Source organism: Demequina sp. NBRC 110051 (genome assembly GCF_002090055.1).
Lineage (GTDB): Bacteria > Actinomycetota > Actinomycetes > Actinomycetales > Demequinaceae > Demequina.
The window spans coordinates 61,872-85,419 of the sequence record NZ_BBRH01000016.1; the positions used below are offsets into that span (position 1 = coordinate 61,872).

Here is a 23,548-nt window from a genome sequence, read left to right on the forward strand (position 1 = left end):
AATCCGCGGCGTGTCCGCAAGATCACCGTCACTTCGTCGCGGGGGAGATGCCTTTGGTGCTGGCCTCGCTACGGTGGAGGATATGAGCACGCGAGTAGAGCGCACCGTGACCATCGGCGAGAACGACCTCACCTTCACGGTGATGGAGCCCCAGGGCGACGGCTGGACCGCGACCGTATGGCTCGACGAGGACCTGGCGCGCGTGGCAGGGGCTGATGCCTACGACGGTTTTGTCGACCGTTTCTCCGCGACTCCCGGGATCGCGTTCACGGAGGTGGAGGACCGCGACTTCGTCCACGTGCGCTCCGAGGGGCTGACACCCGAGCAGCTCCTCGAGGCGGTACTCGTCGCAGCCCACGTCGCCGACGCCTGACTCCCTCCACCGGGAAGCCGGACGGGACCGCCTCGGGCGACGCGCGCAGCGGCCGCCCCACCTGACCGCCGCACGGCCCAGTCTCGCCGCCACCCCGTCCCGAAGTGACGGTGATCCGGTGTGGGTGCAGCGTGTCGCGGCCGATGCATCGGCGTGTCGGCCAGAACACCGTCACTTGTTGACGTGGAGCGACCTGTGGACGGTGACGCGGGCCGCGGGTACGGAAGGCTTCGCGTTCGGGCGAGACCCGGCGGCTCCGCACACGGACCGGCGCGTGTACCTCCCGCCGGTACTCTTGACCCGTATCCGACCGCGGCCATTAAGGGACGACATGACCGACGCACGCGACCAGCACCTCGACACCGTTGAGAACGCTTCCTCCACTCCCGAACAGGAGATGCCGTTCGCGGAGCTGGGCCTCAAGCCCGACGAGTACGCGCAGATCGTCGACCTGCTGGGCCGGCGTCCTACCGCCGCGGAGCTCGCCATGTACTCCGTGATGTGGTCCGAGCACTGCTCGTACAAGTCGTCCAAGGTTCACCTCAAGCAGTTCGGCGAGAAGACCACGCCTCAGATGAAGGAACGCCTCATGGTCGGCATGGGCGAGAACGCTGGCGTGGTCGACATCGGCGACGGCTGGGCGGTCACCTTTAAGGTCGAGTCCCACAACCACCCCTCGTACGTCGAGCCCTATCAGGGCGCCGCGACCGGCGTGGGCGGCATTGTCCGCGACATCCTCGCCATGGGCGCGCGCCCCGTCGCCGCGATGGATGAGCTGCGCTTTGGCGACATCGACCACCCCGACACCGCGCGCGTTGTTCACGGCGTGGTGGGCGGCGTGGGTGGCTACGGCAACTCGCTGGGCCTTCCCAACATCGGTGGCGGCTCGTTGTTCGACAAGAGCTTCCAGGGCAACCCCCTCGTCAACGCCCTGTGCGTGGGCGTGATGAAGCACGAGGACATTCACTTGGCCTCGGCCGAGGGAGTGGGCAACAAGGTCGTCCTCTTCGGTGCCCGCACCGGCGGCGACGGCATCGGCGGGGCCTCGATCCTCGCCTCCGAGACCTTCGAGGACGGCGTGCCCGCCAAGCGCCCCTCCGTCCAGGTGGGCGACCCCTTCATGGAGAAGGTGCTCATCGAGTGCTGCCTGGAGCTGTTCCGTGCGGACGTGGTCCAGGGCATCCAGGACCTTGGCGCCGCAGGCATCTCCTGCGCCACGAGCGAGCTCGCATCGAACGGCTCGGGCGGCATGCACGTGTGGCTCGACGACGTCCTGCTGCGCGACCCCACCCTGAACGCCGGCGAGATCCTCATGTCGGAGTCGCAGGAGCGCATGATGGCGGTCGTCACGCCGGACAAGCTCGACCAGTTCATGGCCATCACCGCGAAGTGGGACGTCGAGTCCTCCGTGGTGGGCGAGGTCAACGACTCGGGCCGCCTCACCATCGACCACCACGGCCAGCGCATCGTCGACGTCGACCCGCGCACCGTCGCCCACGAGGGCCCTACCTACCACCGCCCCTACGCGCGCCCCGCGTGGATGGACGGCCTGCAGGCCGATGCCTACTCCGCGGACCTGCCGGCCACCGGTGACGACCTCCGCCAGGCCGTCGTCGACCTCATGGCGTCGCCGAACCTTTCTGACCGGTCCTGGATCACCAACCAGTACGACCGCTACGTGCAGGGCAACACCGCCGCCGCCCGCCCCGACACCGTCGGCGTGGTGCGTGTGGATGAAGAAACCGGCCGCGGCGTCGCCATCGCGACCCGCTCCAACGACCGCTACACCAAGCTCAACCCCTATGAGGGTGCGCGCCAGTCCGTGGTCGCCGCCTACCGCGCCGTCGCCATCGCCGGCGCGACGCCCACGGCCATCACCGACGGCCTCAACTTCGGCTCGCCCGAGGACCCCGACGCGATGTGGCAGTTCGTCGAGGCCATCCGCGGCCTCGCCGACGTGTGCCAGGAGCTCGGCGTCCCCGTCACCGGCGGCAACGTGTCGCTGTACAACGGCACGGGCGAGCCCGGCCGCATCGACAGCTCCATCAACCCCACCGCCATCGTGGGCATGCTCGGCATCTTCGACGACGTCGAGCGGGTCACCCCCAGCGGCTGGCGCCAGGACGGACTCATCCTCTACGTGCTCGGCACCACCGGCGCGGACCTGGACGGCTCGCGCTACGCCGAGCTCTCCGGACACCTGGGCGGCGCCGCCCCCACGGTCGACATCGCCGCGGAGAAGACGCTGGCCGAGGTCATGGTCGCCTCCTCGCGCGACGGGCTGGCCGATGCCGCCCGCGAGATCGGCGAGGGCGGCCTCGCCGCCGCGCTGGCTCAGGCCTCACTGCGCTATGGCGTGGGTGCGCGCATTGTCCTTGACGAATTGTGCGAGCGCGACGGCGTCACCCCTGCTCAGGCACTGTTCTCCGAGACTCAGGGCCGCGTGCTCGTGGGCGTGATCCGCGAGGACGAGCCGCGCTTCACCGCGATGCTCGAGGCCCGCGGCGTCCCCGCGGTCCGCGTGGGTTACTCGGTGCCCGAGGCCTCCATCGAGGTCCAGGGCCAGTTCGACCTGCCGCTCGAGGAGCTCACCGCCGCCTGGTCGGAGACCGTCCCGTCCCGCTTCGCCTGAGGCGGACGGCCGTGCCGGTGCGGCCGCTGTGACACGCTAGAAGGCATGCCCGCACCGAGGACCCCCCGCCGCCGCATCGACATCGAGGCCGGCCGCGCCGCCGTGCACGCGTGGCGCGGATCGACCCGCGAGGCGGACCTGCATGCGCCCGAGGCCGCCACCGCCCGCGACGCCCAGCCCGCCATCGACCGGCCCACCCTCGCGACGGCCGTGCGCTTCACCCTCGAGGAGCTCGCGTCCCGCGCGCCCGGCAACTCTCTTGAGGTGCGCGTGCCGCCGTTTGGGGCCACGCAGTGCATCGAGGGCCCCACGCACCGCCGCGGCACGCCGCCGGCCGTGGTCGAGATGAGCCCGGAGGTGTGGCTCGCCCTGGCGACGGGGCGGGTGTCGTGGGCCGATGCCGTGGCGGCCGGTCATGTCGACGCCTCGGGGGAGCGTTCGGACCTCTCGGCGCTCCTGCCGCTCGACTGAGCGCCACCCCGGCCCCTACGCACACCAGGGTCGAAGCGTTTCGCGACCACGGCATCGGCCGTGAGCAAAGTCACGATTCGGTGACTTTGCCTGCAACGCTTGGCAAGCGACCGGCGCCCGCCTAATGTGGCATGTAAGCGTTTGCGACGTCGCGAAGCAGCGGCGGAGCTCTCGCCGCTTCGGCACCGCGACGGCTTGCCGGAGCCCACTCAACGAGGAGGAGGGTGCTTCACATGAAGCGACGTTTCATCGCCCCCATGGCCGCGCTCGCGGCAGCGGGGCTCGTGCTGGCGGGCTGTTCGTCCGACAGCGACCCGGAGGAGACCACGGACACCACGGCAACGGGCGGTTCCGACGGAGGCGACGGCGGCGAGATGATGGCCGGCTGCGAGGACTACGCCGACTACGGCACGTTCGACGGCGCCGAGGTGGAGCTCTACGGCACCATCTCGGGTGTCGAGGCCGAGCAGCTCACGGAGTCCGTCGTGAAGTTCGAGGAGTGCACGGGCATCGACGTGACGTACAACGGCTCGGACGAGTTCGAGACCGAGATCAACGTCCGCGTCGAGGGCGGTAACCCGCCGGACCTCGCGATCATCCCGCAGCCCGGTCTGCTGCAGCGCGTGGTCGGCACAGGCGCGGTGGTTCCGGCTCCCGAGGCCGTCGCCGCGAACGTCGACGAGTTCTGGTCCGAGGACTGGAAGAACTACGGCACGGTCGGCACCACGTTCTACGCCGCCCCGCTGATGGCCTCCGTCAAGGGCTGGGTCTGGTACTCGCCCACCGAGTTCTCCGACGCCGGCTATGAGGTTCCCACCACCTGGGACGAGCTCATGACGCTGACCCAGACCATGGCCGACGCGGGCGGTGACAGCGACTCCTACAAGCCATGGTGCATCGGCTTCGAGTCCGGCACGGCAACCGGCTGGCCCGGCACCGACTGGATCGAGGACCTGGTCCTTCGCCAGCACGGAGCCGACGCCTACGACCAGTGGGTGGCCGGTGACCTCGACTTCACCTCGCCCGAGATCACGGAGTCGTTCGAGTCCTTCGGCGAGATCGCCACGAACCCGGACTTCATCAACGGTGGCCTCGGTGACGCGGCCTCCATCGTGGAGACCTCGTTCCAGGAGGCCGGCCTCCAGATCCTCGAGGGCAACTGCTCGCTGCACCACCAGGCCTCGTTCTACGAGGCTCAGTGGCCCGAGGGCACCACGGTCGCCGAGGACGGCGACATCTGGGCCTTCCTCACGCCGAACGTCAACGCGGATGACCCCGCGGCGGTGACCGGCGGTGGCGAGTTCGTGGCCGCGTTCAACGAGGAGGAGCCCACCCAGGCCCTCCAGGCCTTCCTGTCCTCGGACACCTGGGCCAACGAGCGCGTCTCGATCGGTGGAGTCATCTCGGCCAACAAGGGTCTCGACCCGGCAAACGCCTCGAGCCCCATCGGCCAGGCCTCCATCGAGATCCTGCAGGGAGAGGACACGGTGTTCCGTTTCGACGCCTCCGACCTCATGCCTGCCGAGGTGGGCGCGTCCGCCTTCTGGACCGGCATGAACGATTACGTCGGCGGCACGGACCTGAGCACCGTGCTGACGAACATCGAAAACGCCTGGCCCTGATCGCACGCTGACAACCCCGGTGGGGCCTCGCGCTGAGCGGGGCCCCACCGGGCTCGTCTCCCACCACGAAAGGAGTCGACGATGGGGTCGACTGCATTGTCTGGGCGCTCGGTGATCGCCGCCGGTGATCTGGGTGCCGACTTCTGGGCCTCCCAGGGCCAGAACCTGCTGTTCGCCGCGGTCGCGATCATCGCGTTCATCGCGATCGTCGCGCTCATCATGTTTGGCGCCGACCTCATCAAGGGTGGCGCCCGCGACAAGGTGCAACTCGTCGTCCTGGTCGCGCCGGTGCTGCTGCTCTTGGGCGTGGGCCTGATCTACCCCGCCGTCGACACCACGTGGCTGTCGTTCAATGAGATCACTAACGAGCCCGACCCCGACACCGGCATCTTCACCACCACGATGTCCTTCGTCGGCCTCGACAACTACCGCTTCGCCTTCTCCGATCCGTCCACGCTGCGCACCATCCTCAACACCTTCGTGTGGATGATCCTGGTGCCACTGCTGTCGACAGGGTTCGGCCTCGCCTACGCCGTCTTCATCGATCGCGCCAAGGGCGAGAAGGTGCTGAAGTCACTGGTGTTCATGCCCATGGCGATCTCGCTGGTGGGCGCCTCGGTCATCTGGGGCAACATCATGTACGACTACAACCAGGTGGGCGAGCAGACGGGCATGCTGAATGCCCTCCGCGAACTCGTGGGACTCGACCCCTACAACTTCCTGCGCGACTCGCCGTGGAACACCTTCTGGCTCATCATCATCCTGGTGTGGATCCAGACCGGTTTCGCCATGGTGATCCTGTCCGCCGCCATCAAGGGCGTGCCGGCGGAGATGAACGAGGCCGCCTCGCTCGACGGTGCGAGCGCGTGGCAGCGCTTCTGGCGCATCACGGTGCCGTCGATCCGCTCCACGATCGTCGTGGTGCTCACCACGATCACGATCATGGCCCTCAAGGTCTACGACATCGTCCGCACGGTCACGCAGGGGCGCGACAACACCGACATCGTCGCGAACAGGATGTACGTGCTGAGCTTCGTCGAGGGCCGCGAGGCGCTCGGTGCGGCGCTCGCGGTCATTCTGTTCATCTTCGTGATCCCGGTGGTCGTCTACAACGTGCGATCCCTCAACAAGGTGAAGGAGACTCACTGATGAGCGTCACCATGCCTCCCCAGCACCCCGTCGAGGACCCCAAGCCGACTGAGGGCAAGAGCCTCACCAAGGCGGCCAAGGCGAAGAACAACCTCACCAGCCCGTGGGCCACCGCGGCGGCCATCATCATCGCGATGGTGTGGACCATCCCCACCGTCGCGCTGTTCATGACCTCGCTGATCCCCGGCGATCGTTACCGCACCGACGCGTGGTGGACGGTGCTCGCCGACGGCGGCCTCACGTTCGACAACTTCAACCAGGTGTTGTTCGACTCGTTCGGCGACAACTCCACGGCGCCGCCGCTGCTCGAGTACGTGTTCAACTCGATCGTCGTGACCGTGCCCTCGGTGGTCTTCCCCGTGGTGCTCGGCCTGATGGCGGCTTACGCGTTCGCGTGGATCCCGTTCCGCGGCTCGAACTTCCTGTTCGTGCTCATCTTTGCGCTCCAGGTGGTGCCGCTGCAGCTCGCGCTGATCCCGCTCTTGCGTCTCCTCGGGCCCGAGAACCTGGGACTGGCGGGCGAGTTTGGCGGCGTGTGGATCGCGCACACCATCTTCGCGCTGCCGCTGTCGGTGTTCCTGCTGCACAACTTCGTGAGCCATATCCCGCGCGAAGTGCTGGAGGCCGCGCGCGTGGATGGCGCGAGCCACACGCAGATGTTCTTCCGCATCATCATCCCGCTATCGCTTCCGGCGGTCGCGTCGCTCGCGATCTTCCAGTTCCTGTGGGTGTGGAACGACCTGCTCGTCTCGGCCGTCTTCGGTTCTGCGAACACCTACCCGCTGACGTACCCCATCTCGAACCTCGCGGGTGATTACGGCCAGTACGCCTACCTGGTCCCGCCCGCGGCGTTCATCTCGATGATCATCCCGCTCATCGTGTTCTTCTCGCTGCAGCGCTACTTCGTGCGCGGCCTGCTGGCCGGCTCGACCAAGGGATAGCAAGCGGCCGATGCCGTGGTGGGCCTCCGTACGGACGCCCACCACGGCATCGGCGCGCGTAGCGCCCCGCCTACACTGGTGCGCGTGAGCGAGCAGCAGCCGTCCCCCGAGCCCGTCGAGTTTGATGCGGCCGACCGCGAGGTGCTGCCCGCGTCCGTGCGCCGCGCCCCCAAATTCGCGGCGTTCATCACCACCGGTGTGATCGTGGGCGGTGTCCTGGGCCTCATCCTGGGGCTGGTGCTGCCCAACTCCACCGGCGTGGGCCGCGGCACGGTGGCACTGCTGGTCGCCTCGGGCTTCATCGTGCTCGGCGTCGTCATCGGCGGCGTGGTCGCGGTGCTGCTGGATCGCGGCACCCCGCGGGAGCTCAAGGCGATGAAGGCGGCAGAGGCCGAGCCCGAGCAGCGCGAGGCCGACGGTACGGAGCCTGGCTCCCGCGAACCCGGCCCCGGCGAAACCCAGGCCTGACGATCGAGCCCCAGGGAGCATCGGCCGTGTGGGACACTTGTCCGGTGATCTCCCGCCCTCAGGAGGACTGCTGATGGCCCGCGGCGATGGCCTGCTTACTCATGACCTGCTCCCCGGCGAGAAGGGCCCGCAGGATGCCTGCGGCGTCTTCGGCGTCTATGGCCCCGGCGAAGAGGTATCGAAGCTGAGTTACTTCGGCCTCTACGCCCTGCAGCACCGCGGCCAGGAGTCCGCGGGCATCGCGACGTCCGACGGCCAGAAGATCCTGGTCTACAAGGACATGGGCCTTGTCTCCCAGGTCTTCGATGAGGCCGCGCTCGAGGCGCTGACGGGCCACATGGCGGTGGGCCACGCGCGCTACTCGACGGCCGGCGCCTCCACGTGGGCGAACGCGCAGCCCACGCTAGGTCCCACCAAGAACGGCACGGTCGCGCTGGGCCACAACGGCAACCTCACCAACACGCACCGGCTTCTCGAGCTGGTCGCCGAGCGTCTGGGTGAGGACCGTCGCGACGAGATGTTCAGCGGTGGGGTGACCGACACCGCGATCCTCACGGCGCTGTTGGGCTGGGACCGCTACGACACGATCACCGAGACCGCGCTCGAGCTGCTGCCGCACGTCGAGGGCGCGTTCTCCCTGGTCTTCATGGACGAGGACACGCTGTACGCCGCCCGCGACCCGCAGGGAGTGCGCCCGCTGGTGCTGGGTAAGCTCGCCTCTGGGGGCTGGGTGGTCGCCTCCGAGACGGCCGCATTGGACATCGTGGGCGCCGTGCAGGAGCGCGAGGTCGAGCCCGGCGAGTTCCTCACCATCAACGCCGACGGCGTGCACTCTCAGCGCTTTGCCGAGGCCGCCCCTAAGGGCTGCGTCTTCGAGTACGTCTACCTGGCCCGCCCCGACACCAAGATTGCGGGGCGCGCCGTGCACGCCTCCCGTGTGGAGATGGGCCGCCAGCTGGCGCGCGAGTACCCGGTCGAGGCGGACATGGTCATGCCGACTCCTGAGTCCGGCACCCCCGCCGCAGTGGGCTACGCGCAGGAATCCGGCATCCCCTTTGGCCACGGATTGGTGAAAAACTCGTACGTGGGCCGCACGTTCATTCAGCCCTCGCAGACCCTGCGTCAGCTGGGCATCCGCCTCAAGCTCAACCCGCTGCGCGAGCAGATCGAGGGCAAGCGCCTGGTGGTGGTCGACGACTCGATCGTGCGCGGCAACACCCAGCGCGCCGTCGTCGCCATGTTGCGCGAGGCGGGCGCTGCCGAGGTGCACCTGCGCATCTCCTCGCCGCCCATCCAGTGGCCGTGTTTCTACGGCATCGACTTCGCGACGCGCGACGAGCTCATCGCCGTCGAGCACTCCGTTGATGAGGTGCGCCAGCACCTGGGCGCGGACTCGCTGGGCTACATCTCGGTGGACGGCATGATCGCCGCGACCGAGCAGCCGCGCTCACGTCTCTGCACGGCCTGCTTCACCGGTGAGTACCCCATCGAGCCGCCCGTGAGCGCGCGTCACCTGCTTCTCAACCAGCCCGTGGAGGTCTCCTCGTGACCGAGCCCATCACCTATGCCGGCGCCGGCGTCGACACCGAGGCGGGCGATAAGGCCGTCGAGCTGATGAAGTCCGCGGTCTCGCGCACCCATGGGCCCGAGGTGCTCGGCGGCGTGGGTGCGTTCGCGGGGCTGTTCGATGCGTCCGCGTTGAAGGCGTACGACCGGCCGCTACTGGCGTCCTCGACGGACGGCGTCGGCACCAAGATCGTCATCGCCCGTGCGCTGGACGTGCACGACACCATCGGCCAGGACCTGGTCGCGATGGTCGTGGACGACATCGTGGTGTGCGGCGCGAAGCCGCTCGTCATGACCGACTACATCGCGTGTGGGCGCGTGGTGCCCGAGCGCATCGCGGACATCGTGCGCGGCATCGCCGAGGGCTGCGAGATGGCCGGCGTGGCGCTGGTGGGCGGCGAGACCGCCGAGCACCCCGGCGTCATGGAGCCCGACGACTACGACGTGGCCGGCGCCGCGGTGGGCGTGGTCGAGGCTTCCGAGGTTCTCGGGGCGGAGCGCGTGCGCGAAGGCGATGTCGTGGTGGCCATGGCGTCCTCCGGTCTGCACTCGAACGGATACTCGCTGGTGCGCCGCGTGGTCTCCCACGCCGGCTGGCAGCTTGACACCTCGTTGCCCGAGCTCGGCCGCACCGTGGGCGAGGAGCTCCTGGAGCCCACCCGCATCTACTCGCAGCTGTGCGTCGCGCTCGCGGCCTCTGTGCCCGGCCTGCGCGCCTTCTCGCACGTGACCGGCGGCGGCCTGGGCGCCAACGTGGCGCGCGTGCTGCCCAAGGGCCTGGCGGCAACCGTGTCACGCGACGCGTGGGACCTGCCCGCCGTGTTCTCCGTGGTGCAGGCGGCCGGCTCCGTGCCGTGGAACGATCTCGAGTCGACGCTCAACATGGGTGTGGGCATGGTCGCCGTGGTGGCGCCCGAGGACGCCGAGGGCCTCATGGCCACCTCGCGCGCCGCGGGCGTTGAGGCGTGGACGTTGGGCGAGATCGTCGCGGACGACGGCCGCACCACGTCGCCCGACACCATCCGGGGCGCCAAGGGCGTCGACGGGGGAGCGGTCTACCTCAGCGGGGCCTACCGGGCCTAGGCGGCACCGCCCCGGCGGTTGCCCCCTCGCCCACGCGGCTACCCCTCCGCGTGACAAAGTGACGGTGTTGGGGCAGACACGCCGGTGGAGAGCGCGCGACACGCGGCACGCCATCGAGATCACCGTCACTTGGTGACGCCCAGGGCTCTCAGACGCAGCAGCGCAGCCCTGACATCCGCCACCACGGCCGTGATGTTGCTGTCGACGTCGTGTCTGGTGAACCTGATCGTGGGCAGCCCGTAGATACCGAGTGCCACGCGGTCGCGGCGGCGATCAGTCTCGAAGGACTCCTCGTTCATGTGATAGGTCCGGCCGTCAACCTCGACCACGAGCGCATCATTCACCACCATGTCCGCTCGTCCCAGCAACGGCATGACGACCTGCACCTCGACCTTGAGCCCGGCCTCGAGGAGCGCCACGCGTACTTTTGTCTCGGGCGGCGATTGCGACCCGGGATTCGCGAACCTGCGCAACCACGCCCGTCGCCGCGCGGGGGTGATCGTGAAGCGGTCGATGTCCTGCGCTCCGACCATGCCTTGCGACAGCGCAGCGTCGAGTGCGATCAGCTGGTGGAGGCGCGACAGGCACCGAGACGACGAGTCCAGGGCGCGGAGCACGGCGGAGCCGTCGTGCGGAGGGGATGTGAACCAATGCGGATGGAGGCTGTCAGGCAGTTGCCGGTGCCGGCCGCCCGTCGAGCGGCCGAGAGGCACGGCAACGTGGAGCCGGGAGTCACGAGTGGGCGCGGGCAGGCCCAAGCGCCGTAGCGCGGTCACGCATGTGCGCTCTACTCGGAAGATCCTCTCGGCGCGCACCAGGGGATCCGCGTTCTGCAGGCAAGAGAAGCCGCGCGCCGGGTGGAGGACGTCGCCAGCCTGACGCGCACGCGCGAGATCACGGCTCGTCACCCCACGTCGCTTGAGTTCTGCAGTCGACGCCACGCCGCCCAGAGACGCGAGGATTGCGATGATGTCCATGCCGCGAGCCTCGTGCGAACTCCGGTGATCGCGCTCTCGTGCGTGGAAAACGGGGGAGAACCGTCACGATGTGACGGTCTTGGGGACGACACGCCGTCTGCGAACCCGCGACACGCGGTGGTGCGTCCCGATCACCGTCACATCGTCACTGGGGACGTGGGGACGTGGGGACGTGGGGACGTGGGGACGTGGGGACGTGGGGGACGTGGAGACGTGGAGACGTGGGAAGTGCTGCGGGGGGTGGGACAGGGACGTATGGCCACCGCGCGAGCCCCCCGGGCACGCCGAAAGCGCGCCAGCCGCGTGGCCGGCGCGCTCAGGTGGAGCGAAGGCGCTTAGCGCTCGTCGTCGTCCGCCCAGCGGTCGTACTTGTCGTCGGCCTCATCGGGCTCCTCGGCAGAATGGCCGATCAACTCGCGCTCGAGGTCGCGAATGTCGCTGCCGTGGTTCGAGTACTTGAGCTGACGCGCGATCTTCGCGTCCTTAGCCTTCTGACGGCCGCGCCCCATGTCGCCGCCCCTTCCGCTCGTCGCGGGCGCGCGTATTTCGCGGGCCCTGCGTGATGAGTGCTGAGTAGAACTTTACAACGTGCGGGGGCGTGATTGCGACTCCCTCGGCGCACTGGAGCGCCGCGACACGTGAAGCGATCGATCCAAAAAACCGGAACTTCTCTCCCAAAACGACGTCATAATCGAGAATGTGAACGGTCTCATCGTTCACAAGGCCCCAACGACGGGGCCATACACGCCATGAATTCTGAGGGGAATCACGGATGATGACAGACGTTGTCAAGGAACCGGAGAAGCTGCTGACGCCGAGTGAGGTGGCCGCGATCTTCCGCGTCGATCCCAAGACGGTGACCCGGTGGGCCAAGGTCGGCAAGCTTTCTTCGATTCGCACGCTCGGCGGCCACCGCCGCTTCCGCGCCGCGGAGGTCAACGAGCTGTTGGCAAAAGCGCAGGAACAGAGCGCCTAGCCGGGCGGGTGGCGGGCGTACGCTGACGCCTGTGTCCGCCCCCGTCTTCGTCTGTGAGCATTCCACCCCCGTCGGCCCCCTGACCGTCGCGGTGAGCGCCGCGGACGGCGTGGTGCGCGCGGCCAGCTTCCTTCCAGTCGAGGAGGCGGTGCGGCGCTTTCCGCGCGCCGTCGTGCAACCGGGCTGGGCCGAGCATGCCCAATCCCAGGTGGCCGATGCCGTGGCCGGCTGGATTTCCGGAGACGACTCCGCGCTCATGACGCTTCCGGTCGCCCAGGAGGGCGGCGCGTTCACCCAGGAGGTATGGGCCCAGATGCGTACCGTTCCGGCGGGCAGAACCGTGTCCTATGGCGAGCTCGCCGAGATGGCGGGCAGGCCCCGTGCCGCCCGCGCCGTGGGCACCGCGTGTGCGGGCAACACCGTCGCGGCCCTCGTGCCGTGCCACCGTGTGGTCCAGGCCGGGGGACGGCTGGGGTCGTATGGGTTCGGCGGCATCGAAAACAAGGCGGCCCTCCTGAGGCTCGAGGGGGTGGAGGTGTCCTCGGCGACGCCCGCCGCCCGGCTCGTGGAGCGCACCGCGTGACGCCGGCCGATGCCCCGCTACGCGCGTGGCTCCCGTACTTCCTGGGCGTCTCGGCGGCGTGGGGCGCGAGCTTCCTGTTCATCTCCATTGCGCTGCGCACGTTCGCGCCCACCCAGGTCGCGTTCGGCCGGGTGCTCTTCGGTGCGATCACCTTGATCGCGCTCGTCGTCATCACCCGGAACGTCCCGCGCCTCACATGGAGCAAGGTGGGCGCCGTCGCCGTGGTCGCTGCGTTCATGTCGGGCATCCCCCTGGTCCTGATCCCTGCCGCGCAGCAACACATCTCGTCCATCTTGGCGAGCCTGCTGAACGCGACCACGCCTCTATGGACGGCGCTGTTTGTCGCGTTGTTGATCCCGGCGGAGCGTGTCACCAGGGCCCAGCTGACGGGGCTCGTCATCGGCGCCCTGGGCATCGCGATCCTGCTGGGCGCGTGGCGCGTGGCAGACTTCCCGGTGCTGGGAGCGGCGCTGATGTTGGGAGCGACCGCTTGCTACGGCATCGGCTCCACGCTGTCGCGTCTCCTGCTTAGCCGGGTCCAGGACTCTCCGGCGGCGCTGTCCTCGATGCAGATCACGGTGTCCGCGTTGCTGCTCGCGCCCTTCGCGCTGGCCGCGCCCACACCCGAGCCGGGCTCCCTCGCGCTGAACTCCGTGTCTCTGTGGGCGATCGTGGCGCTGGGCGTGACCGGCACGTCGTTTGCCTACGTGTGGTTCTGGAAGGTGGTGAAGGTCGCTGGGGCGACCACGGCATCGTCCGTCACCTACGTGGTGCCCGTCGTCGCGACCTTCCTCGGCATCGTCGTGCTGGGAGAGAAGCTGGCGTGGTACGAGGTCGCGGGCGCCGTCGTGGTGTTCGCCGGTGTGTGGCTCGCGCAGCGCAAGCCCAAGGCCCGCCCGGAGGCGATGCCCGAGCTGAAGGGCTCCGCGGCTTAGAAGACCGAGTCCTTGATGCGCTGGATCGAGGCGGCCGGGTAGATGTCCTTGTAGCGCTTGATCTTGCTGGCGCCGATGCCGGCGAAGATCAGGATGACCAGCAGCATGGCGCCGGCGACGACGAGCGCGGCGAGCCACACGGGCCACACCACGGACAGACCCGCGATGGCCGCGACGATCAGGACGAAGAACAGGAAGAAGCCGAGCGCGGCGGCCGCGGCGATAAGGCCGATGCCGATGCCGAGCTGGCGCCCCTTGACCTTCAGCTCGAGCTTGATCACCTCGGACTCGGCCTTGATCGTGGCGATCCACTGGCCGGCGATCGCGCCGAGCAGGGTGTTGAGCAGGGTCTTGCCGAAGCTGGCCATGGCTGGTCTCCTCAAAGTTTGCGTTGTGCCCAGTCAACCGCCTGGTACCGGGCGAGCGCAAACGAATGGCGCGATCCGTGGGGAGCCGACCGCAGCATCGGCCCGTCGCCAAGACAAAGCGAAAGGCCCTCGGTTTCCCGAGGGCCTTCCGTGCCGTGGCTCCGACCGGCGTCGATCCGGTGACCTTTCGATTTTCAGTCGAACGCTCTACCAACTGAGCTACAGAGCCAATCGCAGGGGTGGAGCCCCGCTTGCGCGAAAGCCCCTCCGAATGAAGGGGCTTGTCGCACCGCGACCCTGACGGGACTTGAACCCGCGACCTCCGCCGTGACAGGGCGGCGCGCTAACCAACTGCGCTACAGGGCCTTGCTGTTCGACCTTCCGCAAGGAGGGCCGAGGAATAGTGTAGACCATTTTCAGACCTACCTTGTACCCCCAACGGGATTCGAACCCGTGCTACCGCCGTGAAAGGGCGGCGTCCTAGGCCGCTAGACGATGAGGGCGCCGTCTCCCGGCCGCCTAGGCGACCACGAGGACCTGACAATCATAGAGGCTCGCGGGACGTGCTGTGAACCTGCGCGACAATGGCGCCATGGTGCCGATGTCCGCCGAGGAGTTCGAGTCCGCCGTCGACGATGCGATCGACGCGATCCCCGAGGACCTGCTGAACCTGGTCGACAACGTCGTGATCCTCATCGAGGACGAGCCCGAGGGCCCCGACAAGGACCTCCTGGGGCTGTACGACGGCGTGGCGCTGACCGAGCGCGGCTCGGAGTGGGGCATGGCGGACCTGCCGGATCGCATCTTCATCTACCGGGGCCCGACGCTGAGGTTCTGCGACGACGCCGACCACGTCCGCGAGGAGGTCGCGATCACCGTCGTGCATGAGATCGCGCACCACTTTGGTATCGACGACGAGCGTCTGCACGCGCTCGGGTGGGGCTAGCAGGCGTAGCGTGAGGCCATGAGGCAGACCTTTGGCTCCGGCGGGCCCTTCGAAGACATGTACGGCTACTCCCGCGCGGTGCGCGTCGGCAACCACGTGATGGTCTCCGGCACGTGTGCGCGCGACGAGGCGCTTGTCCCGGACGCGTACGCCCAGGCCCTCGATGCGCTCCACATCATCGGCCGCGCGCTCGCCGAGGCTGGCGCCCAACTGGGGGACGTGGTGCGCACCGTCACGTACGTCACCGACATCCGCGACATGGAGAAGATCGCCGCCGCGCATCGCGAGGTCTTCCAGGACATTCGCCCCGCGGCGACGATCGTCGAGGTCTCCGCGCTCGCCGACAAGCGCTACCTGGTCGAGATCCAGGCCGATGCCGTGATTGAGCAGGCGTAAGGCCTCAGCTCTCGTCGGGAGCGGCCGCCCAGGCCGATGCCGCCATCTCCTCGATGGTGTGGGCCATCTTCCACTCGATGTCGTCGGCCGCGAGCTCGCCGCGCGCGACGATGCGGGCCGGGTCGCCGGGGCGGCGGTCCTTCACGACGGGCTCCAGGTCGCTGCCCGCGGCCTCGAGCAGCGAGCCGACGATCTCCTTGACGGACGTGCCGTCGCCCGAGCCCAGGTTGTAGACGGGAGCGAGGGGGCGCCCGGCGTCGAGCATGCGGGCCGCGGCCACGTGGGAGTGGGCGAGGTCCTGGACGTGCACGTAGTCGCGCACACAGGTGCCGTCCGCGGTGTCGTAGTCGTCGCCGAAGATCAGCGGCGCCTGGCCGGCCTTGATGGCGCGGATGACCTTGGGGAACAGGTTGTGTGGCGAGGCGTCGTAGACCTCGGGCGTGCCCGATCCCACCACGTTGAAGTACCTGAGCGAGGTCGCGCGCAGCGGAGCGTCGGACTCGGCCGTGGCCTTCACCTGGTCGCGGATGAGCCATTCGCCGATGAGCTTGGACTCGCCGTAGGGTGACTCGGGCGTGGTGGGCGTGGTCTCGTTGACGATCTCGACGTCGGGCGTCCCGTAGACCCCTGCGGAAGAGGAGAAGACCAGCTGGGTGACCCCGGCATCGGCCATCGCCTCAAGCAGGCACGCCGTGCCCTCGACGTTCTGGCGGTAGGTGTGGATGGGCAGGCGCACGGACTCGCCGGCGTACTTGTACCCGGCGCAGTGGATGACGCCCTGCACGCCGTGCTCGATCAGTGCCTCGCGCACCTTGTCGGTTTCGAGGATCGACGCCTTCACGAACGGCACACCCGCAGGGATGAACTGCTCGAAGCCGCTCGACAGGTCGTCGAGCACCACGGCGTCGATGCCGCCGTCGGTGAGGGCCCGCACCACGTGCGACCCGATGTAGCCGGCACCGCCGGTCACCATCCAGCTCATGTTGTTGCTCCTTGGGTGTGCTTGGTGGTCGGGTGTGCTCAGTGGTCGCGGCGGGCGCCCTGGGAGGGCGTCACCGTGAAGATGGTCGCCTCGCGCATGCCGGCGTCGCTGAGCGCCTGGCGGATGGCCGATGCGATGGCCTCGCTCTTGTCGAGCGGCACCAGGGCGATCGAGGAGCCTCCGAAACCGCCGCCCGTCATGCGGGCGCCGATGGCGCCCGCGGCTACAGCGGTGTCGCACGCGAGGTCGATCTCGGGAACGGTGATCTCGAAGTCGTCACGCATCGAGGCCTGAGAGGCGTTGAGCAGGTCGCCGATGGCGGTGGGGCCCTCGGCGGCAAGGACGGCGACGGTGTCGAGGACGCGCTGGTTCTCGGTCACAACGTGGCGCACGCGACGGTAGGTCTCGTCGTCGAGCAGCTCCTGGGCGCGCGGTAGGTCGTCGGCGCCGATCTCGCGCAGGGTCGTCACACCGAGGGCCTCGGCGCCCTTCGCGCAGGACGCGAAGCGGTCGCCGTAGCCGCCCGTGGCGTGCTCGTGCTCCACGTTCGAGTTGGTGACGAGGATGCCCAGGCCCTTGTCCTTCAGGTGCAGCGCGACGGGGCGCGCCTCCTCGGTGTCGCAGTCGAGGAACACCACGTGGTCGTCCTCGGCGAGCATCGAGGCTGCCTGGTCGAGCAGGCCCGTGGGGGCGCCGACGGCCTTGTTCTCGGCCACGCGGCCGAACCTCGCGATCGCGAGTTTGTCGAGGCCCAGGCCCCATAGCTCGTTGAAGGCGGCGCCGGCCGCGCACTCGAGCGCCGCGGAGGAGCTCAGCCCCGCGCCCACCGGCACATCCGAGTCGATGAGGATATCGAGGCCGCGCGCGGCCGTCAGGTCGACCCCGGCATCGGCCATCGCCCAGGCGACGCCCAGGACATAGGCGGACCAGCCGGACATCGACTCAAGGGTGAGGGCGTCGAGGTCGCCCACGACCTCGCCCTCGGCAAACGTGGAGCGCAGGTGGATCTCGCGGTCGTCGCGCACCGCGACGGCGGCCGAGGTGCGGTAGTCGATGCCGAACGGCAGCACAAAGCCGTTGTTGTAGTCGGTGTGCTCGCCGATGAGGTTGACGCGGCCAGGGGACGACCACACGCCGCCGGCTGCGTGTCCGTAGGCGGCCTCGAAGGCCTCGCGAATGTCGGTCATCGATGACTCCAGTTCTCTGTGCACGGTGTGCGTGGCGCTGCGGCTCGCCCGGCGCCTGCCGGTCCCTATCCTTCCACGGCGCGAGCGATGCGAGGGAGGACCTTTCGGGTGTGGTCAGGGACGTTCCGAATGGGCATCCGAACGTCCGCCTGGGACCGGTCCCAGCCTACCAGGGCAGGCGAGCCAAGGGCCGATGCGGTGGCTCGCCTGCCGCTCGCACCGGGTGGCGGGCCGTCGGGTCGCGGGCGCGATAGGTTAACGTTCACGCGTGAGACGCATCGGGGCGGTCTCAGGCGCGCGAGGAGGCAGCAGTGGCACGGGACGGACGTGGGCCCAGCATGCATGACGTGGCCGCGAGGGCCGGCGTCTCGCATCAAACCGTCTCGCGTGTGCTGAATGACTTCGAGGGCATTCGTCCCGAGACCCGCGAGCGCGTCATGGCGGCGATCGAGGAGCTGGGCTACCGGCGCAATCTCGCGGCCCGAGCGCTCGTGACGGGACGGACGCAGACCATCGGCATGATCGGCCCGGTGGTCACGGACATTGGACCGCTCTCGACGCTGCACGCCCTCGAGCTGTCCGCGCGCGCCGCGGGGCTTCACACCATCATGACGAGCACCGAGGCGACCGCGGCGCAGGTGACGGAGGCCTTCGAGTTCCTGCTGGGGCGCGGTATCGACGCCCTCGCCGTCGCCGCGCAGCATCAAGAGATCATGGACGCCGTCGATGCGGTGAACCCTGGGATCCCGGTGGTGCATCTCCTGACGGGCGGCGTACCCCAAGGGGCCGCGGCGGCGATTGACCAGGACGCGGGCGTCCGCCTCGCCATGGGTCACCTGCTGGACCTGGGGCATACGCGGATTCAGCACGTGATGGGCCCGCAGACCTATCAGGAGGCGCTCCTGCGCCGCGACGCCTATGAGGCGGTCATGCGCGAGCGTGGGCTCGAACCGTTGCCGCTCCTGGCGGGGGACTGGACGGCGGATTCCGGGTTCGAGGCCGCGGCCTCCCTGGACCCGGCCGCGACCGCGGTGTTCTTCGCCAACGATCAGATGGCGCTCGGTGCCCTGCACTACCTCACCGAGAACGGGATCGTGGTGCCGCGTGACCTGTCGATCGTGGGCTTCGATGACAATGCCGAAGCCCGTCACACCGTGCCGCCGCTCACGACGGTGCGCCAGGACTTCGCCGGCGTGGGCCGGCTGGCCGTCGACATCCTGGTGGCGATGCTCGCGCGCGACCCCTTGCCCTCGACGCAGGTCCTCGAGCCCGAGCTCGTGGTGCGCTACACGACCGCGCCACGGGCGTAGGCAGGCGCACCCCGGCCCCCGTGACGCAAATGTGGACATTTGCGTCACGAAACACGGCTTCGTGGCGGAAACCGGGCCGCCAGGACCGGAAGGTGACCACCGCATCGGGCCGCCAGGGATGGGGGCTGACCACAGCATCGGCCGCCTGTGACCGGTCCCAGAGCAGGCAGGCGGCGAATTCCCTGCTACTGGTCAGAATCCGTCACCTTTCGATCGTGTAGGAAACATCACGGAATCGTGACCTGACGGAAATTGACGCGCCGGTGTGAACGTGAACATACTGGCTCCTGCATGGCGGCCGCGCGGAGATGCGCGGCTGAATCTCAAGGAGGAGAAAGACACATGAAGGCGAAGAAGTACTTTGCCGCTGCCGCGGGTGCCGCTCTGGCCATCTCGCTCGCAGCGTGCTCGGGTGAGGGTGCGGGTTCCGAGGAGGAGTCGACCACTGGCGCCACCACCGGTACCGAGTCGACGGAGTCGAGCGCTCCCAGCGAGGGTGGCCTGGTCGGCGTTGCAATGCCGACCCAGACCTCCGAGCGTTGGATCGCCGACGGCGACGCGGTGAAGGCTGGTCTTGAGGAGGCCGGCTACGAGGTGGACCTCCAGTTCGCCAACGACGACATCCCCACCCAGGGCCAGCAGGTCGACCAGATGATCACCAACGGTGCTGAGGCGCTGATCATCGCGGCGATCGACGGCACCGCCCTCGCCTCGCAGCTGGACGCGGCTGCCGCGGCGGGCATCCCCGTCATCTCGTACGACCGCCTGATCCGTGACTCGGAGAACGTCGACTTCTACGTGACGTTCGACAACTACCAGGTGGGTGTCCAGCAGGCCACGTCGCTCCTCGTGGGCCTCGGCGTCCTGGACAAGGACGGCAACGAGACCGGTGAGACCGGCCCGTTCAATGTCGAGCTGTTCGCCGGTTCGCCCGACGACAACAACGCCACGTTCTTCTGGAACGGCGCGATCGAGACGCTCCAGCCCTACCTCGACGCGGGCACCCTGGTGGTCCCCTCTGGTCAGACCGACTTCGAGCAGGCCGCCATCCTGCGCTGGCAGCAGGAGACCGCTCAGCGTCGCATGGAGGACATCCTGACCTCGACCTACGTGGGCACCGACCAGGAGGTCGACGGCGTGCTGTCGCCCTACGACGGTCTGTCGCGCGGCATCATCACCGCCCTGCAGAACAACGGCTACGAGGGCACCGTCGCCGACGGCTTCCCCGCCGTCTCTGGTCAGGACGCTGAGATCGCCTCCGTCAAGCTGATCGCCGACGACGTCCAGTTCGCGACGATCTTCAAGGACACCCGCAAGCTCGCCGCTCAGGCCATCACCGCCACCGAGGCCTACCTCGAGGGCACCGAGCCTGAGGCGAACAACACCACCGACTACGACAACGGTGTGAAGGTCGTTCCGTCCTTCCTGCTCGAGTCCGACATCGTGTACGCGGACAACATCGAGTCGCTGCTCATCGACTCGGGCTACTGGACGGCCGAGGAGGTCGCCTCGGGCGTCTCCGAGTAATCGGTTCGATTCCTCGCATTCATGCTCTGCGGTGCCGGTCCCTCGCCGGGGTCGGCACCGCAGAGCACCGCGCGTCATGGTTTGGAGAGGACCGATGGCTAGCAACATCCTGGAGATGCGCGGCATCTCTAAAGAATTCCCTGGTGTGAAGGCGCTGTCGGACGTGGAACTGCACGTCCGCGACGGCGAGATCCACGCCATCTGCGGCGAAAACGGCGCAGGCAAGTCCACGCTGATGAAGGTGCTCTCGGGTGTCTACCCGCACGGCACCTATACCGGCGAGATTCACTACGGCGGTGAAGAGGCCAAGTTCGGGTCGATCAACGACTCCGAAGAGGCCGGCATCGTCATCATTCACCAGGAGCTCGCGCTCGTCCCGCACCTCACGGTCGCGGAGAACATCTTCCTCGGTAACGAGACCAAGGGACGCCTGGGACTCATCGATTGGAACGAGGCCAACAAGCGCGCCCTGGACCTCATGGAGCAGGTGGGGCTGCACGAAAACCCTGTCACGCCCGTCGGCCAGCTGGGCGTCGGCAAGCAGCAGCTCATCGAGATCGCGAAGGCGCTGTCGAAGGACGTGAAGCTGCTGATCCTCGACGAGCCCACCGCCGCGCTCAACGACTCCGACTCGGAGCACCTGCTGGGCCTGCTGCGCACGCTGAAGGAGCGCGGCATCACGTCGATCATGATCTCGCACAAGCTCAACGAGATCGAGGAGATTGCGGACCGCACCACGATCATTCGTGACGGTGAGTCGATCGAGACCATCGACATGTCGGAGCCCGAGTCGACTCAGGACCGCATCATCCGCGGCATGGTGGGCCGTGACCTCGAGCACCGCTACCCCGAGCGGATCGACCACACCATCGGTGAGGAGATCTTCCGCGTCGAGAACTGGACCGTGCACCACCCCACGCAGCCCGACCGCGTGGTCGTGGACGGCGCGAGCTTCAATGTGCGCGCCGGCGAGGTCGTCGGTATCGCCGGACTCATGGGTGCCGGTCGTACCGAGCTCGCCATGAGCATCTTCGGCGGGACCTACGGCCGCGGGATCTCGGGCAAGGTGTTCAAGCGTGGCGAGGAGATCAAGACCCGCTCCGTGTCGGAGGCGATTCACCACGGCATCGCGTACGCGACCGAGGACCGCAAGAAGTACGGCCTCAACCTCATCGAGGACATCCGCCGCAACATCTCGGCCGCCGCGCTGTTCAAGCTCACCAAGTCGGGCTTCGTCAACGGCAACGAGGAGTTGAAGGTCGCGGAGGAGTACCGCTCCTCGATGAACATCAAGACGCCGTCCGTCCTGCAGCTCGCCGGCAACCTCTCCGGTGGTAACCAGCAGAAGGTCGTGCTGTCCAAGTGGATGTACACCGACGCCGACGTGCTGATCCTCGACGAGCCCACCCGCGGCATCGACGTGGGTGCGAAGTATGAGATCTACACGATCGTGAACAAGCTTGCCGCTCAGGGCAAGGCCGTCGTGATCATCTCGTCCGAGCTGCCCGAGCTGATGGGCACGTGCGATCGCATCTACACCCTGGCCTTCGGGCGGATCACCGGCTGCCTCGACGTGGCCGAGGCGACCCCCGAGTCCCTGATGACACTCATGACCCAAGAACGAAACGCAGCGTCCCGCGAGGGCGCGGACGCTGAGGAGACCCACTGATGACCGGCATCGCCAACGTGCGCGAACTGCTGACGCGCAACATCCGCCAGAGCGGTATCTACATCGCCTTCGTCGCGATTATCGCCCTGTTCGCCATCCTGACCGACGGCACCCTGCTCAACCCGAACAACCTGACGAACATCGTCCTGCAGTACTCCTACATCCTGATCCTCGCGATCGGTATGGTCATCGTGATCATCGGCGGGCACATCGACCTGTCGGTGGGTTCGGTGGTCGCCCTCGCGGGTGCCACGGCCGCCACGATGATGATCAAGCAGGGCCAGCCCTGGTGGGTCGGTGTGCTGTCCGCCCTCGCCGTCGGCCTCCTCGCCGGTGCGTGGCAGGGCTTCTGGGTTGCCTTCGTCGGTATCCCGGCGTTCATCACGACGCTGGCAGGCATGCTGCTGTTCCGCGGTCTGACGTTCCGCGTGCTGGACAACATCTCGCTGTCCCCGGTGCCGGCCGACTACGCCAACATCGCGACGGGCTTCCAAAACGGCCTGCTGGGTGGCTCAGGGTATGACGTCTTCACGCTGGTGATCTTCGCGATCGCCGTCGCCGGCTACGTCTTCTCGGAGATCCGCAAGCGCCGTGCCGCCATCGCCTACAAGCAGACCGTGGGTGCGACCCCGCTGTTCATCACCAAGCTCGTGATCGTCGCGGCTGTGGTGATGTGGTTCGCCTGGCAGCTCGCCAACTACCGCGGCCTGCCCAACGTGCTGATCATCCTGGCCGTGCTGGTCATCGTCTACACCGTCGTCACGACGCGCACGGTCTTCGGTCGCCACGTCTACGCAATCGGTGGCAACCTCACCGCCGCGACGCTGTCCGGCGTCAAGGTCAAGTGGGTCAACTTCGGCATCATGCTGAACATGGGCCTGCTGGCCGGTGTGGCCGGCGTGGTCTACTCCGCCCGCTCCAACGGTGCCCAGCCCTCGGCTGGTGAGATGTTCGAGCTCGACGCCATCGCCGCCTCGTTCATCGGTGGTGCCGCCGTGACCGGTGGTGTGGGTCGCGTGACCGGCGCCATCGTCGGTGGTCTGATCATGGCGATCATGACCAACGGCATGCAGCTGCTGGGCTACGAGCAGTCCATCCAGAACATCGTCAAGGGCCTGGTGCTGCTGCTCGCGGTCGCCTTCGACGTCTGGAACAAGCGCCGGGCCGGCGCGCGCTAAGCGCCCCGTTCCGCTACAACGGCCGTCTGCCCCGTACGGGGTGGGCGGCCGTTGTCTTTTCTTACGGCCGATGCCGTGGCCGGGCTTCGTAGTCGGCTCGCCACATGAGGACCGAGGCCGCGCGACACCGGTACGGCACACATCGCCCAGAGCAGCGCGGCCTCGGCCAGAGGTAACGCTACCTCGCTACTACAGTGAGCGCATTGGTC

Annotated in this window: 23 protein-coding genes and 3 tRNA genes; 18 read left to right on the top strand and 8 right to left on the bottom strand. The window is 68.1% G+C overall.

From position 1 onward, the window contains the following. Window positions 1-82 precede the first annotated feature (82 nt). The 9 genes from B7K20_RS10120 to purM all read left to right on the top strand — a co-directional run bounded on the left by B7K20_RS10120 (window position 83) and on the right by purM (window position 10,305). Window positions 83-373, top strand: a complete 291-nt coding sequence (locus tag B7K20_RS10120) for a hypothetical protein (protein WP_084102408.1) — start codon at window positions 83-85, stop codon at window positions 371-373. A gap of 331 nt (window positions 374-704) precedes the next feature. Continuing rightward, window positions 705-3,005, top strand: a complete 2,301-nt coding sequence (gene purL, locus B7K20_RS10125; RefSeq protein WP_084102409.1) for a phosphoribosylformylglycinamidine synthase subunit PurL — start codon at window positions 705-707, stop codon at window positions 3,003-3,005. A gap of 45 nt (window positions 3,006-3,050) precedes the next feature. Next, a complete protein-coding gene (locus B7K20_RS10130) occupies window positions 3,051-3,476 on the top strand; it encodes a sterol carrier family protein (protein ID WP_084102410.1) in 426 nt (141 codons plus the stop codon). A gap of 233 nt (window positions 3,477-3,709) precedes the next feature. Then, window positions 3,710-5,098: an ABC transporter substrate-binding protein gene (locus B7K20_RS10135; RefSeq protein ID WP_084102411.1), complete on the top strand. Its 1,389-nt coding sequence runs from the start codon at window positions 3,710-3,712 to the stop codon at window positions 5,096-5,098. Window positions 5,099-5,179: 81 nt separating this feature from the next. After that, on the top strand, window positions 5,180-6,247 hold the full coding sequence (locus B7K20_RS10140) for a carbohydrate ABC transporter permease (protein WP_084102412.1): 1,068 nt from the start codon (window positions 5,180-5,182) through the stop codon (window positions 6,245-6,247). Next, window positions 6,247-7,188 carry a carbohydrate ABC transporter permease gene (locus B7K20_RS10145; RefSeq protein WP_084102413.1) on the top strand — a complete coding sequence of 314 codons (942 nt, stop codon included), beginning with the start codon at window positions 6,247-6,249 and terminating at the stop codon, window positions 7,186-7,188. Before B7K20_RS10140 ends, B7K20_RS10145 begins: the two co-directional genes overlap by 1 nt. 84 nt (window positions 7,189-7,272) lie before the next feature. Continuing rightward, window positions 7,273-7,656 carry a hypothetical protein gene (locus B7K20_RS10150; RefSeq protein ID WP_144018634.1) on the top strand — a complete coding sequence of 128 codons (384 nt, stop codon included), beginning with the start codon at window positions 7,273-7,275 and terminating at the stop codon, window positions 7,654-7,656. A gap of 73 nt (window positions 7,657-7,729) precedes the next feature. After that, window positions 7,730-9,205 (top strand): amidophosphoribosyltransferase, encoded by a 1,476-nt coding sequence (purF, locus tag B7K20_RS10155; protein ID WP_084102415.1) that lies wholly within the window; start codon window positions 7,730-7,732, stop codon window positions 9,203-9,205. Then, entirely contained in the window at window positions 9,202-10,305 is a 1,104-nt protein-coding gene (gene purM, locus B7K20_RS10160; protein WP_084102416.1) for a phosphoribosylformylglycinamidine cyclo-ligase, read from the top strand. Before purF ends, purM begins: the two co-directional genes overlap by 4 nt. Before the next feature lie 125 nt (window positions 10,306-10,430). Here the strand turns inward: purM and B7K20_RS13310 are convergent, their stop codons facing one another. Together B7K20_RS13310 and B7K20_RS10170 are read right to left on the bottom strand one after the other, a co-directional pair. Further along, window positions 10,431-10,922 carry an endonuclease domain-containing protein gene (locus tag B7K20_RS13310; RefSeq protein WP_234985800.1) on the bottom strand — a complete coding sequence of 164 codons (492 nt, stop codon included), beginning with the start codon at window positions 10,920-10,922 and terminating at the stop codon, window positions 10,431-10,433. A gap of 695 nt (window positions 10,923-11,617) precedes the next feature. Further along, complete coding sequence (locus B7K20_RS10170; RefSeq protein WP_084102418.1) at window positions 11,618-11,791, bottom strand: DUF3073 family protein; 174 nt, start codon at window positions 11,789-11,791, stop codon at window positions 11,618-11,620. A 266-nt stretch (window positions 11,792-12,057) separates the two neighbouring features. Here B7K20_RS10170 and B7K20_RS10175 point away from each other — a divergent pair, with 266 nt between their 5' ends. The 3 genes from B7K20_RS10175 to B7K20_RS10185 are packed head-to-tail and all read left to right on the top strand — an operon-like array spanning window position 12,058 to window position 13,776. Then, the gene (locus B7K20_RS10175) at window positions 12,058-12,258 is read left to right on the top strand and encodes a BldC family transcriptional regulator (protein WP_084102463.1); all 201 of its coding nucleotides are present in this window, start codon (window positions 12,058-12,060) and stop codon (window positions 12,256-12,258) included. 31 nt (window positions 12,259-12,289) lie between these two features. Then, entirely contained in the window at window positions 12,290-12,841 is a 552-nt protein-coding gene (locus tag B7K20_RS10180) for a methylated-DNA--[protein]-cysteine S-methyltransferase (RefSeq protein ID WP_084102419.1), read from the top strand. Then, the gene (locus tag B7K20_RS10185) at window positions 12,838-13,776 is read left to right on the top strand and encodes a DMT family transporter (RefSeq protein ID WP_159449391.1); all 939 of its coding nucleotides are present in this window, start codon (window positions 12,838-12,840) and stop codon (window positions 13,774-13,776) included. The genes B7K20_RS10180 and B7K20_RS10185 overlap by 4 nt, the downstream gene beginning before the upstream one ends. Here the strand turns inward: B7K20_RS10185 and B7K20_RS10190 are convergent. The 4 genes from B7K20_RS10190 to B7K20_RS10205 all read right to left on the bottom strand — a co-directional run bounded on the left by B7K20_RS10190 (window position 13,773) and on the right by B7K20_RS10205 (window position 14,647). Then, window positions 13,773-14,144, bottom strand: coding sequence for a phage holin family protein (locus B7K20_RS10190; RefSeq protein ID WP_084102421.1), 372 nt, complete (start codon window positions 14,142-14,144; stop codon window positions 13,773-13,775). The genes B7K20_RS10185 and B7K20_RS10190 overlap by 4 nt on opposite strands. Window positions 14,145-14,300: 156 nt before the next feature. Continuing rightward, window positions 14,301-14,373, bottom strand: a tRNA-Phe gene (locus tag B7K20_RS10195). Between the two features lie 63 nt (window positions 14,374-14,436). Beyond that, window positions 14,437-14,510, bottom strand: a tRNA-Asp gene (locus tag B7K20_RS10200). A 64-nt stretch (window positions 14,511-14,574) separates the two neighbouring features. Then, window positions 14,575-14,647, bottom strand: a tRNA-Glu gene (locus B7K20_RS10205). Between the two features lie 89 nt (window positions 14,648-14,736). Between B7K20_RS10205 and B7K20_RS10210 the strand changes: the two genes are divergently transcribed. Continuing rightward, window positions 14,737-15,090, top strand: coding sequence for a metallopeptidase family protein (locus B7K20_RS10210; protein WP_084102464.1), 354 nt, complete (start codon window positions 14,737-14,739; stop codon window positions 15,088-15,090). 18 nt (window positions 15,091-15,108) lie between these two features. Next, window positions 15,109-15,486 carry a RidA family protein gene (locus B7K20_RS10215; RefSeq protein WP_084102422.1) on the top strand — a complete coding sequence of 126 codons (378 nt, stop codon included), beginning with the start codon at window positions 15,109-15,111 and terminating at the stop codon, window positions 15,484-15,486. 4 nt (window positions 15,487-15,490) lie between these two features. Here B7K20_RS10215 and galE read toward each other — a convergent pair whose 3' ends face one another. Further along, window positions 15,491-16,468, bottom strand: coding sequence for a UDP-glucose 4-epimerase GalE (gene galE, locus B7K20_RS10220; protein ID WP_084102423.1), 978 nt, complete (start codon window positions 16,466-16,468; stop codon window positions 15,491-15,493). Between the two features lie 38 nt (window positions 16,469-16,506). Beyond that, window positions 16,507-17,655, bottom strand: coding sequence for a galactokinase (gene galK, locus B7K20_RS10225; RefSeq protein WP_084102424.1), 1,149 nt, complete (start codon window positions 17,653-17,655; stop codon window positions 16,507-16,509). Window positions 17,656-17,966: 311 nt separating this feature from the next. On the opposite strand from galK, the gene B7K20_RS10230 reads away from it, so the two are divergent. From B7K20_RS10230 to mmsB, 4 genes are all read left to right on the top strand, one after another. Beyond that, the gene (locus B7K20_RS10230) at window positions 17,967-18,965 is read left to right on the top strand and encodes a LacI family DNA-binding transcriptional regulator (RefSeq protein WP_144018636.1); all 999 of its coding nucleotides are present in this window, start codon (window positions 17,967-17,969) and stop codon (window positions 18,963-18,965) included. A 342-nt stretch (window positions 18,966-19,307) separates the two neighbouring features. Further along, window positions 19,308-20,492 carry a multiple monosaccharide ABC transporter substrate-binding protein gene (gene chvE, locus B7K20_RS10235; RefSeq protein WP_084102426.1) on the top strand — a complete coding sequence of 395 codons (1,185 nt, stop codon included), beginning with the start codon at window positions 19,308-19,310 and terminating at the stop codon, window positions 20,490-20,492. Between the two features lie 94 nt (window positions 20,493-20,586). Next, window positions 20,587-22,161: a multiple monosaccharide ABC transporter ATP-binding protein gene (gene mmsA / locus B7K20_RS10240; protein WP_084102427.1), complete on the top strand. Its 1,575-nt coding sequence runs from the start codon at window positions 20,587-20,589 to the stop codon at window positions 22,159-22,161. Further along, window positions 22,161-23,339: a multiple monosaccharide ABC transporter permease gene (gene mmsB / locus B7K20_RS10245; protein ID WP_084102428.1), complete on the top strand. Its 1,179-nt coding sequence runs from the start codon at window positions 22,161-22,163 to the stop codon at window positions 23,337-23,339. Before mmsA ends, mmsB begins: the two co-directional genes overlap by 1 nt. The last annotated feature ends 209 nt before the right edge of the window (window positions 23,340-23,548 follow it).